The sequence below is a fragment of the Streptomyces sp. NBC_00016 genome (assembly GCF_045040885.1).
Classification (GTDB): Bacteria; Actinomycetota; Actinomycetes; order Streptomycetales; family Streptomycetaceae; genus Streptomyces; species Streptomyces coriariae.
This window is the reverse complement of record NZ_CP108304.1, coordinates 4,444,952-4,460,415: the sequence shown is the minus strand read 5'-3', so window position 1 is coordinate 4,460,415 and position 15,464 is coordinate 4,444,952. Positions and strand designations below refer to the sequence as shown.

At 66.7% G+C, this 15,464-nt stretch carries 12 protein-coding genes and 2 rRNA genes; 11 read left to right on the top strand and 3 right to left on the bottom strand.

From position 1 onward, the window contains the following. Positions 1-246: 246 nt before the first annotated feature. The 11 genes from OG933_RS19730 to OG933_RS19680 all read left to right on the top strand — a co-directional run bounded on the left by OG933_RS19730 (position 247) and on the right by OG933_RS19680 (position 11,660). Positions 247-3,367, top strand: a 23S ribosomal RNA gene (locus tag OG933_RS19730). A 90-nt stretch (positions 3,368-3,457) separates the two neighbouring features. Next, positions 3,458-3,574, top strand: a 5S ribosomal RNA gene (rrf, locus tag OG933_RS19725). A 72-nt stretch (positions 3,575-3,646) separates the two neighbouring features. Beyond that, positions 3,647-4,291 carry an HAD family hydrolase gene (locus OG933_RS19720; protein ID WP_362535959.1) on the top strand — a complete coding sequence of 215 codons (645 nt, stop codon included), beginning with the start codon at positions 3,647-3,649 and terminating at the stop codon, positions 4,289-4,291. Positions 4,292-4,383: 92 nt separating this feature from the next. Then, positions 4,384-5,094: a VC0807 family protein gene (locus OG933_RS19715; protein WP_405628086.1), complete on the top strand. Its 711-nt coding sequence runs from the start codon at positions 4,384-4,386 to the stop codon at positions 5,092-5,094. A gap of 76 nt (positions 5,095-5,170) precedes the next feature. After that, a complete protein-coding gene (locus OG933_RS19710) occupies positions 5,171-6,409 on the top strand; it encodes an MFS transporter (RefSeq protein WP_362535963.1) in 1,239 nt (412 codons plus the stop codon). Then, on the top strand, positions 6,360-7,532 hold the full coding sequence (locus tag OG933_RS19705; RefSeq protein ID WP_362535965.1) for an acetoin utilization protein AcuC: 1,173 nt from the start codon (positions 6,360-6,362) through the stop codon (positions 7,530-7,532). The genes OG933_RS19710 and OG933_RS19705 overlap by 50 nt, the downstream gene beginning before the upstream one ends. 237 nt (positions 7,533-7,769) lie before the next feature. Next, complete coding sequence (locus tag OG933_RS19700; protein ID WP_362536007.1) at positions 7,770-8,585, top strand: phosphatase; 816 nt, start codon at positions 7,770-7,772, stop codon at positions 8,583-8,585. Positions 8,586-8,719: 134 nt separating this feature from the next. Then, positions 8,720-8,932, top strand: coding sequence for a helix-turn-helix domain-containing protein (locus tag OG933_RS19695; RefSeq protein WP_015658719.1), 213 nt, complete (start codon positions 8,720-8,722; stop codon positions 8,930-8,932). Positions 8,933-9,109: 177 nt separating this feature from the next. Continuing rightward, positions 9,110-9,208, top strand: coding sequence for a 30S ribosomal protein bS22 (locus tag OG933_RS19690; RefSeq protein ID WP_003948845.1), 99 nt, complete (start codon positions 9,110-9,112; stop codon positions 9,206-9,208). 302 nt (positions 9,209-9,510) lie between these two features. Further along, complete coding sequence (locus OG933_RS19685; RefSeq protein WP_054238613.1) at positions 9,511-10,584, top strand: NAD-dependent epimerase/dehydratase family protein; 1,074 nt, start codon at positions 9,511-9,513, stop codon at positions 10,582-10,584. Positions 10,585-10,598: 14 nt separating this feature from the next. Beyond that, a complete protein-coding gene (locus tag OG933_RS19680; protein WP_142265590.1) occupies positions 10,599-11,660 on the top strand; it encodes a lysophospholipid acyltransferase family protein in 1,062 nt (353 codons plus the stop codon). 116 nt (positions 11,661-11,776) lie between these two features. Here the strand turns inward: OG933_RS19680 and OG933_RS19675 are convergent, their stop codons facing one another. From OG933_RS19675 to OG933_RS19665, 3 genes are all read right to left on the bottom strand, one after another. Next, a complete protein-coding gene (locus OG933_RS19675) occupies positions 11,777-13,021 on the bottom strand; it encodes a DUF5667 domain-containing protein (RefSeq protein ID WP_362535970.1) in 1,245 nt (414 codons plus the stop codon). Between the two features lie 255 nt (positions 13,022-13,276). Beyond that, positions 13,277-14,056 carry an ECF subfamily RNA polymerase sigma factor, BldN family gene (locus OG933_RS19670; protein ID WP_054238616.1) on the bottom strand — a complete coding sequence of 260 codons (780 nt, stop codon included), beginning with the start codon at positions 14,054-14,056 and terminating at the stop codon, positions 13,277-13,279. 402 nt (positions 14,057-14,458) lie between these two features. Beyond that, positions 14,459-15,406, bottom strand: a complete 948-nt coding sequence (locus tag OG933_RS19665) for an HAD-IB family hydrolase (RefSeq protein WP_362535972.1) — start codon at positions 15,404-15,406, stop codon at positions 14,459-14,461. Between the last annotated feature and the right edge of the window lie 58 nt (positions 15,407-15,464).

Genomic DNA, 15,464 nt, shown 5'->3' with positions numbered 1-15,464 from the left:
GTTGCTCATGGGTGGAACGTTGATTATTCGGCATTCTCAGTCATCTCGGGCTGCAAGTACTGTTCTTCGGAGCGTGGAAAGCTGATCACGAGTGGCGAGGGTGCCGGGCACGCTGTTGGGTATCTGAGGGTATGGCCGTATGGCTGCCTTCAGTGCCGGCCCCAGTGCACTCGGATCCGTTAAGGGTTCGGGGTGATGGGTGGCTGGTCGTTGTTTGAGAACTGCACAGTGGACGCGAGCATCTGTGGCCAAGTTTTTAAGGGCGCACGGTGGATGCCTTGGCACCAGGAACCGATGAAGGACGTGGGAGGCCACGATAGTCCCCGGGGAGTCGTCAACCAGGCTTTGATCCGGGGGTTTCCGAATGGGGAAACCCGGCAGTCGTCATGGGCTGTCACCCGCTGCTGAACACATAGGCAGTGTGGAGGGAACGCGGGGAAGTGAAACATCTCAGTACCCGCAGGAAGAGAAAACAACCGTGATTCCGGGAGTAGTGGCGAGCGAAACCGGATGAGGCCAAACCGTATACGTGTGAGACCCGGCAGGGGTTGCGTGTACGGGGTTGTGGGATCTCTCTTTCACAGTCTGCCGGCTGTGAGACGAGTCAGAAACCGTTGATGTAGGCGAAGGACATGCGAAAGGTCCGGCGTAGAGGGTAAGACCCCCGTAGTCGAAACGTCAACGGCTCGTTTGAGAGACACCCAAGTAGCACGGGGCCCGAGAAATCCCGTGTGAATCTGGCGGGACCACCCGCTAAGCCTAAATATTCCCTGGTGACCGATAGCGGATAGTACCGTGAGGGAATGGTGAAAAGTACCGCGGGAGCGGAGTGAAATAGTACCTGAAACCGTGTGCCTACAAGCCGTGGGAGCGTCGCGCATTGAGTTTACTCAATGCGTCGTGACTGCGTGCCTTTTGAAGAATGAGCCTGCGAGTTTGCGGTGTGTTGCGAGGTTAACCCGAGTGGGGAAGCCGTAGCGAAAGCGAGTCCGAATAGGGCGTTTCAGTAGCACGCTCAAGACCCGAAGCGGAGTGATCTAGCCATGGGCAGGTTGAAGCGGAGGTAAGACTTCGTGGAGGACCGAACCCACCAGGGTTGAAAACCTGGGGGATGACCTGTGGTTAGGGGTGAAAGGCCAATCAAACTCCGTGATAGCTGGTTCTCCCCGAAATGCATTTAGGTGCAGCGTCGTGTGTTTCTTGCCGGAGGTAGAGCACTGGATAGGCGATGGGCCCTACCGGGTTACTGACCTTAGCCAAACTCCGAATGCCGGTAAGTGAGAGCGCGGCAGTGAGACTGTGGGGGATAAGCTCCATGGTCGAGAGGGAAACAGCCCAGAGCATCGACTAAGGCCCCTAAGCGTACGCTAAGTGGGAAAGGATGTGGAGTCGCACAGACAACCAGGAGGTTGGCTTAGAAGCAGCCACCCTTGAAAGAGTGCGTAATAGCTCACTGGTCTAGTGATTCCGCGCCGACAATGTAGCGGGGCTCAAGCGTACCGCCGAAGTCGTGTCATTCATACAATAGGGCCAACGCCTGTATGGATGGGTAGGGGAGCGTCGTGTGCCGGGTGAAGCAGCCGCGGAAGCGAGTTGTGGACGGTTCACGAGTGAGAATGCAGGCATGAGTAGCGATACACACGTGAGAAACGTGTGCGCCGATTGACTAAGGGTTCCTGGGTCAAGCTGATCTGCCCAGGGTAAGTCGGGACCTAAGGCGAGGCCGACAGGCGTAGTCGATGGATAACCGGTTGATATTCCGGTACCCGCTGTGAAGCGTCAAACATCGAACCAGGCGATGCTAAGTCCGTGAAGCCGTTCCGGACCCTTCGGGGAAAGGAAAGTGGTGGAGCCGACGAACCAGACTTGCAGTAGGTGAGTGATGGGGTGACGCAGGAAGGTAGTCCATCCCGGGCGGTGGTTGTCCCGGGGTAAGGGTGTAGGACGGTGTGTAGGCAAATCCGCACACCATGAGTCTGAGACCTGATGCCGAGCCGATTGTGGCGAAGTGGATGATCCTATGCTGTCGAGAAAAGCCTCTAGCGAGTTTCATGGCGGCCCGTACCCTAAACCGACTCAGGTGGTCAGGTAGAGAATACCGAGGCGTTCGGGTGAACTATGGTTAAGGAACTCGGCAAAATGCCCCCGTAACTTCGGGAGAAGGGGGGCCACGTCTGGTGAGAGCACTTGCTGCTCGAGCTGGGGGTGGCCGCAGAGACCAGCGAGAAGCGACTGTTTACTAAAAACACAGGTCCGTGCGAAGCCGTAAGGCGATGTATACGGACTGACGCCTGCCCGGTGCTGGAACGTTAAGGGGACCGGTTAGTCACTCTTCGGGGTGGCGAAGCTGAGAACTTAAGCGCCAGTAAACGGCGGTGGTAACTATAACCATCCTAAGGTAGCGAAATTCCTTGTCGGGTAAGTTCCGACCTGCACGAATGGCGTAACGACTTCTCGACTGTCTCAACCATAGGCCCGGTGAAATTGCACTACGAGTAAAGATGCTCGTTTCGCGCAGCAGGACGGAAAGACCCCGGGACCTTTACTACAGTTTGATATTGGTGTTCGGTTCGGCTTGTGTAGGATAGGTGGGAGACTTTGAAACGTGGACGCCAGTTCACGGTGAGTCGCCGTTGAAATACCACTCTGGTCGTGCTGGATGTCTAACCTGGGTCCGTGATCCGGATCAGGGACAGTGTCTGATGGGTAGTTTAACTGGGGCGGTTGCCTCCTAAAGAGTAACGGAGGCGCCCAAAGGTTCCCTCAGCCTGGTTGGCAATCAGGTGTTGAGTGTAAGTGCACAAGGGAGCTTGACTGTGAGACCGACGGGTCGAGCAGGGACGAAAGTCGGGACTAGTGATCCGGCGGTGGCTTGTGGAAGCGCCGTCGCTCAACGGATAAAAGGTACCCCGGGGATAACAGGCTGATCTTCCCCAAGAGTCCATATCGACGGGATGGTTTGGCACCTCGATGTCGGCTCGTCGCATCCTGGGGCTGGAGTCGGTCCCAAGGGTTGGGCTGTTCGCCCATTAAAGCGGTACGCGAGCTGGGTTTAGAACGTCGTGAGACAGTTCGGTCCCTATCCGCTGCGCGCGCAGGAATATTGAGAAGGGCTGTCCCTAGTACGAGAGGACCGGGACGGACGAACCTCTGGTGTGCCAGTTGTTCTGCCAAGGGCATGGCTGGTTGGCTACGTTCGGGAGGGATAACCGCTGAAAGCATCTAAGCGGGAAGCCTGCTTCGAGATGAGTATTCCCACCCCTTGAGGGGTTAAGGCTCCCAGTAGACGACTGGGTTGATAGGCCGGATGTGGAAGCCCAGTAATGGGTGAAGCTGACTGGTACTAATAGGCCGAGGGCTTGTCCTCAGTTGCTCGCGTCCACTGTGTTGGTTCTGAAACCACGAACGGCCCCATGCCATGGTCACGGCATGGTGCGGCTGGACAGTTTCATAGTGTTTCGGTGGTCATAGCGTGAGGGAAACGCCCGGTTACATTCCGAACCCGGAAGCTAAGCCTTACAGCGCCGATGGTACTGCAGGGGGGACCCTGTGGGAGAGTAGGACACCGCCGAACAAATATTACGGGAAACCCCCGCACCTCACGGTGCGGGGGTTTTCTGCGTTTGGGCTCGTTTAGGGTTTGGTCATGCGCTACGACCTGGTGATTTTCGACAACGATGGTGTCCTGGTGGACAGTGAGCCGATCTCCAATCGGCTGCTCGCCGCCTATCTGACCGAGATCGGGCATCCCACCTCGTACGAGGACTCCCTCCGTGACTACATGGGGTCCGCGATGCATCGCATCCACGACCTGGTCCAGGAGCGCACCGGGCAGCTGTTGCCGGCGGAGTTCGACGACACGTTTCACCGCCGGGTGTTCGCGGCCTTCGAGCGGGAGCTGGAGCCGGTGGCGGGCGCCGAGGACGTCCTCGCGAAGCTGGCCGCGGACGGGGTGCCGTACTGCGTGGCGTCGTCCGGGAGTCATGAGCGGATTCGGGTGGGGCATCGGAAGACCGGGCTGGACCGGTGGTTCGAGGACGCGCGGATCTTCAGCTCGCAGGATGTAGGGAAGGGGAAGCCGGCGCCGGATCTCTTCCTGCACGCGGCCCGGCGGATGGGGGTGGCGCCGGAGCGGTGTGTCGTCGTCGAGGACAGTCCGCTGGGGGTGCGGGCGGCGGTGGCGGCCGGGATGGACGTGTACGGGTTCACCGCGATGACGCCGGCCGCCAAGCTCGCGGGCGCCACTCAACTCTTTTCCGATCTGGGGCAGTTGCCTGACCTGCTGATCTGACGGACGTTCCGGTGTCGGGCTGACATTTGTCATGCGTAGCTCAGGACGATCGTTTCTACTGGGGGACCCCTCCCGGCGGCGAAGCTATGGGCATGACGACGAACCAGCACAAGAAGCAGAACGCCTTCGCCCCGCTCCTCGTGGACGTGGCGGTGCCGCTCGGGTCGTACTACCTCTTCAAGGGCGCGTTCGGGATGAGCACCTTCGCCGCTCTCGCCTGGAGCAGCCTGGTTCCGGCCGGGCGGACCCTGTGGAGCGCGGTCAGCCGGCGGACGGTCAACGGGCTCGCCGGGCTCATCCTCGTCGTCAACATCGTTGGGCTGGTGCTGAGCCTGGTCTCCGGTGATCCGCGGCTGATGCTGGCCAAGGACAGCGGGGTGAGCAGCACGATCGGGATCGGGATCCTGATCTCCGTGGCGCTGGGGAGGCCGATGATGACGGCCGCGGTCAAGCCGTTCCTGGTGAAGGGCGACGCGGTCAGGGAGGCGGCCTGGGCGCGGCTGGAGAGTGGCGCGTCGGTCGCGTCGGCGGACTTCCGCAAGCGGGAGCGGGCCTTCTCGATCGTCTGGGGTGTGGTGCTGCTCGTCGAGTGCGTCGTGCGGGTCGTGGGGGCGTACACGGTGCCGGTGGACACCATGGTGTGGCTCGGTTCCGTGGTCATGGTGGTGGCGATGGGGATCGGTTTCGTGGTCGGCGGGGCGCTCGGTGCCGGGCCGATGGCGGCTATGGTCGCCTTCGAGACGGGGGCCGTGGAGGCCGTGGAGGCCGAGGTCGAGGTGCCCGAGGTGGTCCTCGCGCGGTGAAGTCCGGCAAAGCTGAGGAGAATTCATCTTTGGCTGGATCTACCCACGAGTACGCAGGGGCCCTACGCTCGCCGCCATGACAGAAGTGCTGCGGCGCGGTAGGGCCTCTTTGGCGTTCAGCTTTTTCGCGCAGGGCGCGGCCTTCGCTCTGCTCGTGACCCGGATCCCGGCCATCCAGAACAGGTACGAGGTCTCGGACGCGCTGCTGCCCGTCTTCCTGGCCGCCGTACCCATCCTGGCCGGGGTCGGAAGCGTGTCGACCGAGCAGTTGGTGAAGCGGATACCGCCCAGCCGGGTGCTGCGGTGGTCCCAGCCGGTGGTGCTGCTGGCGCTGCTCGGGGTCGGAGCGGGGCGGGGGATGGCCGAGCTGGGTGTCGCCCTGGCCGTCTTCGGCCTCGCCGTGGGGGCGCTGGACGCCTCGATGAACATGCTCGGAGTGAGTCTTCAGCGGACGTACGGGCGCAGCATCATGCTCAGCTTCCACGCCGTGTACAGCCTGGGCGGGATCGTGGGGGCCTCGCTGGCGTGGGTGGGGGCGCACTGGCATCTCGCGCTGTGGGTGTCGTATCTGCCGGTGGTGGCCGTGCTGTTGCCGGCCGTCCTGGTGGGGAGCCGTTGGTATGTGGACAGGGGCGCGGAGGACGGCAACGAGGAGGACGGCAAGGCGGCGGGCGCCGGGTCGGGAGACGGCGGTACGGGTCTCGTCTTCAAGGTGTTGCTGCCGCTGTGTCTGGTGATGACCTTCGCCTATATCGGGGACTCGACGGTCTCCAACTGGAGCGCGAAGTACCTCCAGGACGTGCTGGGCAGCAGCGAGCAGCTGGCCACCGTTCCGTACAACGTCTACATGGTGACCACGCTGCTCGGTCGGGCCATCGGGGACTTCGGGGTGCGGCGGTTCGGGGCCGCGGCGGTGGTGCGGCTGGGGGCTCTGGTGGCGGCTGCGGGGTTCGCGGTGGTGGCCGTCGCGCCCGGGGCGTGGGTCGGGATGCTCGGGTTCACGCTCGTGGGGCTGGGGTTGTGCGTGCTGGTGCCGCAGACGTTCGCGGCGGCGGGGCGGTTGTTCCCGGGGGCTTCGGACGCGGCGATCGCGCGTCTCAACATCTTCAATTACGTCGGGTTCCTGATCGGTTCGCCGTTGGTGGGGGCGCTGGGGGACGCCTGGACCTATCGGGGAGCGATGGTGGTGCCGATGGTGTTGGTGCTGGTGACGTTGGTGTACGCCCGGTCGTTCGCCGCTCAACCGGACCGATACGGTGGCGGGCATGAGCGGCCGCGCACAGCTGATGTGGGACGAGGCAGTAACGGGCTATGACTTCGGGCCCGAGCATCCGATGGATCCGGTTCGGCTGGATCTGACCCGGAGGCTGGTCGGTGCCCTGGGGCTCGACCGGGAGGTCGACGTCGTCGCGGCGAAGCCCGCCGGGGAGTCCACGTTGCGGCTCGTGCACCGGGAGGACTACGTCCAGGCCGTCAAGGCGGCGTCGGTGGAGCCGGGGTCGGCGGACCAGTCGTACGGGCTGGGGACGATGGACGATCCGGCCTTCGCGGGGATGCACGAGGTGTCCGCTCTCATCGCCGGGCTGTCCGTCGGGGCCGCGGAGGCCGTCTGGCGGGGGGAGGCGCTGCACGCGGTGAACTTCGCGGGTGGGTTGCATCATGCGATGCCGGGCGGGGCGTCGGGGTTCTGTATCTACAACGACGCTTCGCTGGCGATCGCCCGGTTGCTGGAGCTGGGGGCCGAGCGGGTCGCGTATGTGGACGTGGACGTGCATCACGGGGACGGGGTGCAGGCGGCGTTCTGGGACGACCCGCGGGTGCTGACGATCTCCCTGCACGAGCATCCTCGTACCTTGTTCCCACAGACCGGGTGGCCGGAGGAGACCGGTGGGGAGCGGGCGCAGGGGTCGGCGGTGAACGTCGCGCTGCCGGCCGGGACCGGGGACGCGGGGTGGCTGCGGGCGTTCCACTCGGTGGTGCCGGAGCTGATCGCCGACTTCCGGCCGGATGTGCTGGTGACCCAGCACGGGGCCGATACGCACTTCGAGGACCCGTTGGCTCATCTGGCGGTGTCTCTCGACGCGCAGCGGGCTGTGCAGGTGGCGTGTCACGAGTTGGCGCACGAGTACGCCGCGGGTAAGTGGGTCGCGCTCGGTGGGGGCGGGTACGCGGTGGTGGATGTGGTGCCGCGGTCGTGGACGCATCTGGTGGGGGTGGCGGCGGGGGTGCCGGTGGCGCCGGAGACGGTGATTCCGGAGGGGTGGCGGCAGGAGGTCTTCGCTCGTACTCGGCAGTTGGGGCCGGTGCGGATGACCGACGGGCGGTGGCCGGTGGAGTGGGCCGGGTGGGAGTCGGGGTACGACCCGGCCGATCGGCTGGACCAGGCGGTGTTGGCCACGCGGCGGGCGGTGTTTCCGTTGCGGGGGTTGTTGCCGTAGGGGGTGTGGGGGCTGGGTGTTGTGGGGTTCGCCCCCGCCGCCCCTACCCGTTCCCATCCTTGCCCGGGGCTCTGCCCCTTCGGCCCCGCCAGGGGTTCTGCCCCTGGACCCGGTATCGGCCTGAACGGCCGCGTCCTCAATCGCGGGACGGGCTCGTCAGTGCAGCTGTTACGCCGACTGTGGGGTGCTGCGGCTGTTTTCGCCCCGGGCGTTGGTTCGTCCGGCAGCATCGCTTGTGTGTTGAGTGCCGGGGCGCTTCGGGCGCATCTGCTTGCCGTGCGGTTGGCCGGGCCGGTGGCCACCTCCCGGGAGGAGAGCCTGCGGAGCTATCGGCTCTTCGCCGCTCGCGATCCCCGGGTGCTGATCGGGCTTGATCCCGAGTGGAGTTGGGGGCAGCGGGATCTGATCGCGCTGATGGCCGACAAGTGTGGAGTTTCGGCCGATCCCGGCTGCGTTTCCGGGCATGATGTGATCGATCCTGAGCGCACGCTGGCCGCGCTGGACGCTTTCGCGAAGCGGCTCGCCTCCGTCGCCCAGCGTGGTGCCCCCGTGCTGCTGGGCACCGGGCATCCGCATCGGCTGCTGGGGTTCTACGCCGCCGTTGCGGACGCTTTGTCGGCGGCGGGATGTGATGTTCTCACCCCGGCGCAGGGTCACTGTGTCGACATAACGACCCGGTTCGGTCTACGTACGCACAACCTCGACTACGTACGGGGAGTCGCGGTCGTCCGGGAGGCGGGTGTCGAACGCGCCGGTTGTGCGACCGGTGCGCACAGCCATTCGCCGCTCCCGGTTCGGGTCGCGCTGGCGGCGGCGGCCGAGGGCGGGGGGCCGCTGCCCGAGCTGGTCATCGGGGACCACGGATGGGTCTGCGGGGCAGGTCAGCTGGGGTTCGAGGCCATCGGGCTGGCGGACACCGACGACCCCGCGTTGTTCGTGGGGGAGGCCGAGGGGGTCGTCTCCGTCGTCGTTCCACTTGATGACGCCGTGCGGTCCGCTTACTACAGGCCGCTGACCCGCTACGTACTCAATCGAGCGTGTCTGTCACAGTAGGCCGCTGATGGGTGCACCTCTTCCCCACTCGCATCACCCGCCCCTACATTGGGGAGTGAGCACGCAGCGACGAAGAGTCACCGGAAGGGGAAGCCGGTGGCCGTCGAGTCGAGTGCGGAAGGTTCAGGTGTGTCATGGGTGCAGCTGGCGAGAGGCCTCTGAACGAGGTTCAGTTCCTTACCGTGGCGGAAGTCGCCTCGGTGATGCGAGTGTCGAAGATGACCGTGTACCGACTGGTGCACAGCGGTCATCTGCCCGCGATCCGGGTGGGGCGGTCCTTCCGTGTCCCCGAGCAAGCGGTGCACGAGTACCTCCGCGAGAGCTACGTGGGGGTGGAAACCGCCTGACGGCCAGGGCCTGTCCGGCAGGGCAGGCCCGGGGTGGGGCCCGGCCTCAGGGCCGTCTCGGGCCCCTCCCGCCCCTCGATTACGACCTCAGCGCTCAGGCGGGTAGGCTAGGCCCCCGTAGGTCGTATGGGCCCATGGCGCCCAGCACCGAGTGATGAGAAGTGAGCGAGGGTAGTCGTGGGCTCTGTTATCAAGAAGCGGCGCAAGCGGATGGCCAAGAAGAAGCACCGCAAGCTGCTCAAGCGCACGCGCGTTCAGCGTCGCAACAAGAAGTAAGCGCGAGCAGGAGTAGGCGCAAGCACTTACTTCGCGCGACGCGAGCCGCGTAGGCGTGGTGTGGCCCCCCACCGTGTTATCGGTGGGGGGCCACACGCATATCCGGGTGCTCGTACGGTCGGCTGAACGCCGTGCGTATGTCTGGACGTGCACCATGGCTGATCTGGTCGTATGACCGAAGAGATCTCGTCACTTCGTGCATCGGGCGGTCATCACAGTGCAACATCGACCCGCTAGGTTGGCCGCAGACGGGAACTCGGCAGGGCGGCCGGCGGTTCCAGGACGGAAGGAAGGCGCTGATCTTGGGAAAGGTCGTGCTCGTTACCGGAGTGGCCCGTCAGCTGGGGGGCCGGTTCGTACGGCGGATCCAGCGTGATCCACAGGTCGACCGGGTGGTCGCCGTGGACGCGGTGCGGCCCGAGCACCATCTCGGGGGCGCCGACTTCATCGAGGCCGACATCCGGCAGCCCACCATCGCGCGAGTGCTCGCCGAGACCGGTGCCGACACCGTCGTCCATCTGGACGTGACGGCGACCGCGCTGGGCAGGGGCAGCCGGACCACGGTCAAGGAGACCAACGTCATCGGGACCATGCAGCTGCTCGGCGCCTGTCAGAAGTCGCCGAATGTGAAGCGGCTGGTGGTCAAGTCCTCCACCAACGTCTACGGGTCCGCGCCGCGTGATCCCGCCGTGTTCACCGAGACGACCCCGCCCAAGTCGCTGCCCAGCGGCGGCTTCGCCAAGGACGCCGTCGAGGTCGAGGGGTACGTGCGCGGGTTCGCCCGGCGGCGGCCCGACGTCGCCGTCTGTGTGCTGCGGTTCGCCAACATCCTGGGGCCGACCGCCGAGACGCCGCTCGCCGCGTACTTCTCGCTGCCGGTGCTGCCCACCGTGCTCGGCTACGACCCCCGGCTCCAGTTCGTGCACGAGGACGACGTGATCGAGGTGCTGCGGATCGCCTCGCACGAACCGCGGCGCGGCACCCTCAACAGCGGCACGTTCAACATCGCCGGGGACGGGGCGCTGTTGCTGTCGCAGTGTTCGCGGCGGCTCGGGCGGCCCACCGTGCCCCTGCTGCTGCCCGCCGTCACCTGGGCAGGGTCGCTGGTGCGTACGCTGGGCATGACGGACTTCTCGCCCGAGCAGATCCGGCTGCTGACCCACGGCCGGGTCGTGTCCACGGACCAGATGCGCGAGACGCTGGGGTTCACGCCGCGGTACACCACGGCGGAGACCTTCGCGGACTTCGCGCGCAGTCACGGACCCGGACTCCTGCCGCCCGAGGCCGTTGCCGGGGCCGTCGACCGGATCGCCGCGCTGTCCCTGCCGGGCGGCGCCCACCCCCCGGTCAACCTCCCGACGCAGAGCGCCAACTGAGGAGCGCATCAACGATGGCGGATGCCAAGGTCATTCCGTTCGACGACGACCGGTCCCGGGGGAGCGCCGTAGCGCGGCCGCCCCGGCGACGGGGTGCGGTCAGCCGGCGCCGGAACGGCGAGCCCGCGCCGGTCCGGGAGATCGGTGAGGTCGGTGAGGTCCAGCCCCTGCCCACCAGGACGGCTGGGCAGGATGATGTTCCTGTGACGGGTGAGGAACGGCTGGACAAGGACGCGGGCGGCCTGGAGCGGCGGATCGCCGGCGGGCTGTCCTTCCTGCGCCGGCGCCTCACGGGCGACTACGAGGTCGACGACTTCGGCTATGACGAGGAGCTGACCGACCAGGTCCTGATGTCCTTGCTGCGGCCGCTGTACGAGAAGTACTTCCGGGTCGAGGTGAAGGGTGTCGAGAACATCCCGGCGGAGGGTGGCGCGCTGATCGTCGCCAACCACTCCGGGACGCTGCCGTTGGACGGCCTGATGATGCAGGTCGCCGTCCACGACCACCACCCGGCGGGCCGGCACCTGCGACTGCTGGCCGCCGACCTCGTCTTCGTGCTGCCGGTCGTCAACGAGCTGGCCCGCAAGCTCGGGCACACCCTCGCCTGCGCGGAGGACGCCGAACGGCTGCTCGGCCAGGGCGAGCTGGTCGGGGTGATGCCGGAGGGCTTCAAGGGCATCGGGAAGCCCTTCAGCGAGCGCTACAAGCTCCAGCGGTTCGGCCGGGGCGGCTTCGTCTCCACGGCACTGCGTCAGGGAGCTCCGATCATCCCCTGCTCGATCGTCGGGGCCGAGGAGATCTACCCGATGATCGGCAACGCGAAGACGTTGGCACGGGTGCTCGGTTTCCCGTACTTCCCGCTGACGCCGACCTTCCCGTGGCTGGGACCGCTGGGCGGCATCCCCCTCCCGACGAAGTGGACGATCCAGTTCGGCGAGCCCATCCCGACGGACGGCTACCCGCCGGAGGCGGCGGAGGACCCGATGCTCATGTTCAACCTGACGGACCAGGTACGGGAGCAGATCCAGCACACGCTCTACAAGTTGCTGGTGCAGCGGCGGTCGGTGTTCTTCTAGCTGGGTACGTCCGCAGGCCGGTCCGGTCGTCGTGGTCGGGTTTTGGGTACGGCTGTGGGGGCGCTCCTCTGTTTGAGAGGGGCGCCCCCACAGCCGTACGGGCTGGGTTGTTCGGGTTACTCCGCGTCCTCGCTGTCGATGCCCAGGCCTGGGAGCAGGCCAGGGAGGAGGGGCGGGAGGGTGACGTCCGGCTGGGTGCTGGGGACGAGGGGGGTCGGGGCGGTGGTGCCGGTGTCCTTCGGGGGGTCCAGGAGGCCGCCGGTGTTGCCGCCGAGCAGGCCGTCGTCGGTGGTGCCGGAGGTGGACGACTTGCTGGGGCTTCCGGTGTCGGCGCCGGTCCCGTCCGACGGGGCGTGGCCGGTGCCCGGGGTGCTCGCGTGGCGGCCGGTGTCCGAGGTGCCGGTGGACGCCGGGCCGGTGCCCTCGCGGGTGCCGCCGCCGCCCGGGGCCGGGGGCCGCGGGAGGAGGGACTGGAGCGGGGCGACCTCTTCGTCTATGGCCTCGAAGACCGACGAGACCTGTTGACTGACGTCGCCGAGCTGGACCGGCAGGCGGTCGCGCAGGGCGCCCCAGACCTCGCGGTGCGAGCGGGAGAACGCGTCGAGCGCCTGGATGGGGCCCAGGGAGTTCGGGTCGCGTTCATACGCCTCGTGAAGCAGCCGGTGGCCTTCCGACGCGTCGTGCTGCATGCCGTTCAGGGCGCGTCGGATCTCGCCGAGGGACTCGTGGTCGAGGTCGCCGCTGCGGCCCCGCTCCATGAGCCGACGGGCCTCGCTGAGCCGGGTGGAGGCCTGGTCGAGATAGGTCCGACCGCGCTCGTCGTCGCCGTCGGCCAGATAGTTGAGCTTGAAGTCCTCGATGCCGCGCTTCAGCCCGTAGAGCCCGTCGCCCGGGAGGGCGTCGGAACTCGCGGCCGCGACTCCACCGAAGGCGCCCGCCGCGACGCCGACGCTGAGGCCGCCCGCGGTGAGGCCCTTGGCGAGGCGGGAACGCGGTCGGAACTTGCCCAGGGGACTGGCCCGGTGAGTGCCCCTGGCCCGGTGGGAGCGTTGCTCCGGCACCGAAGGGTCCGCCGTTTCGCCTCCCGCGGTGCCCGCTTGCAGCATGGCCTCCATTGCGGCGACCAACTGGGCCCGCTGGACGACCTTGACCTCGGGATCGAACTCCGGTTTGGGCAGCTCGGCGAGACTCGTGGCGAGGGCCAGAAGACGGCCCTGCCCGGTCTGGTCCGCAGCGGCCGGCGCCGGCGGTGATCCTTCGGTCTGCTCGGCCGCCGTGCCCTGGGCGGAGCAGTCGGACTGCTCCTCCAAGGCCTGGGCGAAGGCGCTCGCCCGCCGGTGCGCCGATACGTTCGCGATCACTGGCGGCACCTCCTCTCGTCATGACGGTCGACTCCCCTGGGGTCCTGACGGTTGCACGCCCTGAACCGGATCCACACGATCGAGTGATCGGGGTCGGCCAGGACGTGACCACAGGGAGCCTGTATCCCGCACAACGACTGGCGCGGCACTTGGGTTACGGACTGCGGATGATCGGATCGGGAAGACAACGGACTTTCACTGAAGGTGAGTTGGCGTCACGGAGTGTGTGGCGTCGGTCGCGGGCGGGGGACGGGTTCAGCGGGCGTCTTCCGGCAGCAGGCGGGCGAGGGTCCGGACGGCCCGGTACTGGAGCGTCTTGATGGCGCCCTCGTTCTTGCCCATGACGCGTGCGGTCTCGGCGACGGAGAGCCCCTGCAGGAACCGGAGCGTCACGCACTCCTGCTGCTGGGGATTGAGTCGGCGTACGGCGTCCAGAAGCGCCGCGTTGGAGAGGGACTCCAGGACGGAGTCCTCGGGTGAGCGCTCGACCTCGTTGGCGTCGAGCATCTCGCCGGTCGTCACCTCGAGCCGGAAACGGCTCGACTTGAAGTGGTCGGCGACGAGGTTGCGGGCGATGGTGACGAGCCAGGCGCCGAAGTCGCGGCCCTGCCAGGTGAACGTCCCGATGCGGCGCAGGGCGCGCAGGAATGTCTCGCTGGTCAGGTCCTCGGCGGTCGCCTTGCCGCCCACCCGGTAGTAGATGTAGCGGTAGACCGTGTCGCTGTACTGGTCGTACAGGCGCCCGAACGCATCGGCCTCGCCGGCCTGGGCGCGTTCGACGAGGTCCATCATGCGGGCGCTGTCACTGTCGGCGGCCGGCCGACGGGCGGTGGCCGCGCCGGCCGAGCGTCCTCGTCTGCCCACCGCGGCGCTGCCGTCGGCCAGTGCGTAGCACGGGCCGAGCGGAGCGGTGGTGGCGAAGGCGGGGACGGCGTACGCGGTGGGGACGACGCCGCGCAAGAGGTCATGGACCGTAGCGACCGTTGCGCGCAGCGTAGCCAGGCCCGAGGTGTCAACCCCGACGTGTGGGTACACGGGACTCCCAGAGGCAGAGCTTGCATCACGTGCAGTACGGAACCATTCACCCGTCGTAGCGACGGAAGGGGTACCGGATTGCGTCTGAGGAGAATAACGCTTCGTGCAGGCCCTGCTACACCGAGTTGCTCAAATCATCGATTACGTCGCTTCTGTGGCCTATTGGCGCTCGATCAAGTTGCGTAGGGTGAACGATTGTTGATCGAAATAGTTCGAGTTTCGGGTCGGTCCAGGGCGTGTTGTGGCTGTGCGCGGACAACAGGACTGGACGGGGGGTTACGGGGGTAAGACCGTCGGATTGGCCGGGTTCGGTGCCCGGTGTGGGGTGTTGTCCGGTAACGCGAAAGAGCGGCCGGGCAGTTGCGCCTCGGCCGCTCTTCCGGGATGTCTACGCCGGCGTCGTCATCGCCGTCGTCGGTGCAGCGCGATCGCCGCCGCCGTGCCGCCCGCCACCGCGCCCACGCCCGCCGCGGCCGGGATGCCGACCTTCGCGGCCTTGCGGCCGGTGCGGTAGTCGCGCAGCCGCCAGTCGAGGTTGTGCGCGTGCTTGCGGAGCTTGGCGTCGGGGTTGATGGCGTAGGGGTGGCCGACGAGGGAGAGCATCGGGATGTCGTTGTGGGAGTCGCTGTAGGCGGCGCAGCGGGAGAGGTCCAGGTTCTCCGCCGCCGCCAGCGCGCGGACCGCCTCCGCCTTCGCGGGGCCGTGCAGCGGCTCGCCGACCAGCTTGCCCGTGTAGACGCCCTCGACGGACTCCGCGACCGTGCCCAGCGCGCCGGTCAGGCCGAGGCGGCGGGCGATCACCTGGGCGATCTCCACCGGGGCCGCCGTGACCAGCCACACCTTCTGGCCCGCGTCCAGGTGCGCCTGGGCGAGGGCCCGGGTGCCCGGCCAGATGCGCTCGGCCATGTACTCGTCGTAGATCTCCTCGCCGATCGACATCAGCTCGGAGACCCGGTGGCCCTGCACGATGGACAGCGCCGAGTCGCGGGCCTCCTGCATGTGTTCGGGGTCCTCGACGCCGGCCAGCCGGAACCATGCCTGCTGCCAGGCGAAGCGGACCAGGTCGCGGGTCTCGAAGAACTTGCGTTTGTACAGGCCACGGCCGAAGTGGAAGAGCGCGGCGCCCTGCATCACGGTGTTGTCGAGGTCGAAGAAGGCGGCGGCCATCGCGTCGCCGTGCACCGGGAACTGCGGTTCCCGGTCGGAAGTGTCCAGGGGCGCCAGGGTCTCCTGGGAGTCCAGGGCTTCCTGGGTGGACTTGCGGGCTGCCTCCGCCGAGGCCTCGCCTGCCAACACGCTCCGCGCCGTGGCGGAGCGCCTACGGGGAGTGAGCCATCCTAGAGCGGCCATGGCGTGAGCATAGCCAGTCTGTTCGGTGGTTCCGGAGCCGAGAGGTTCGAAGGGTGTG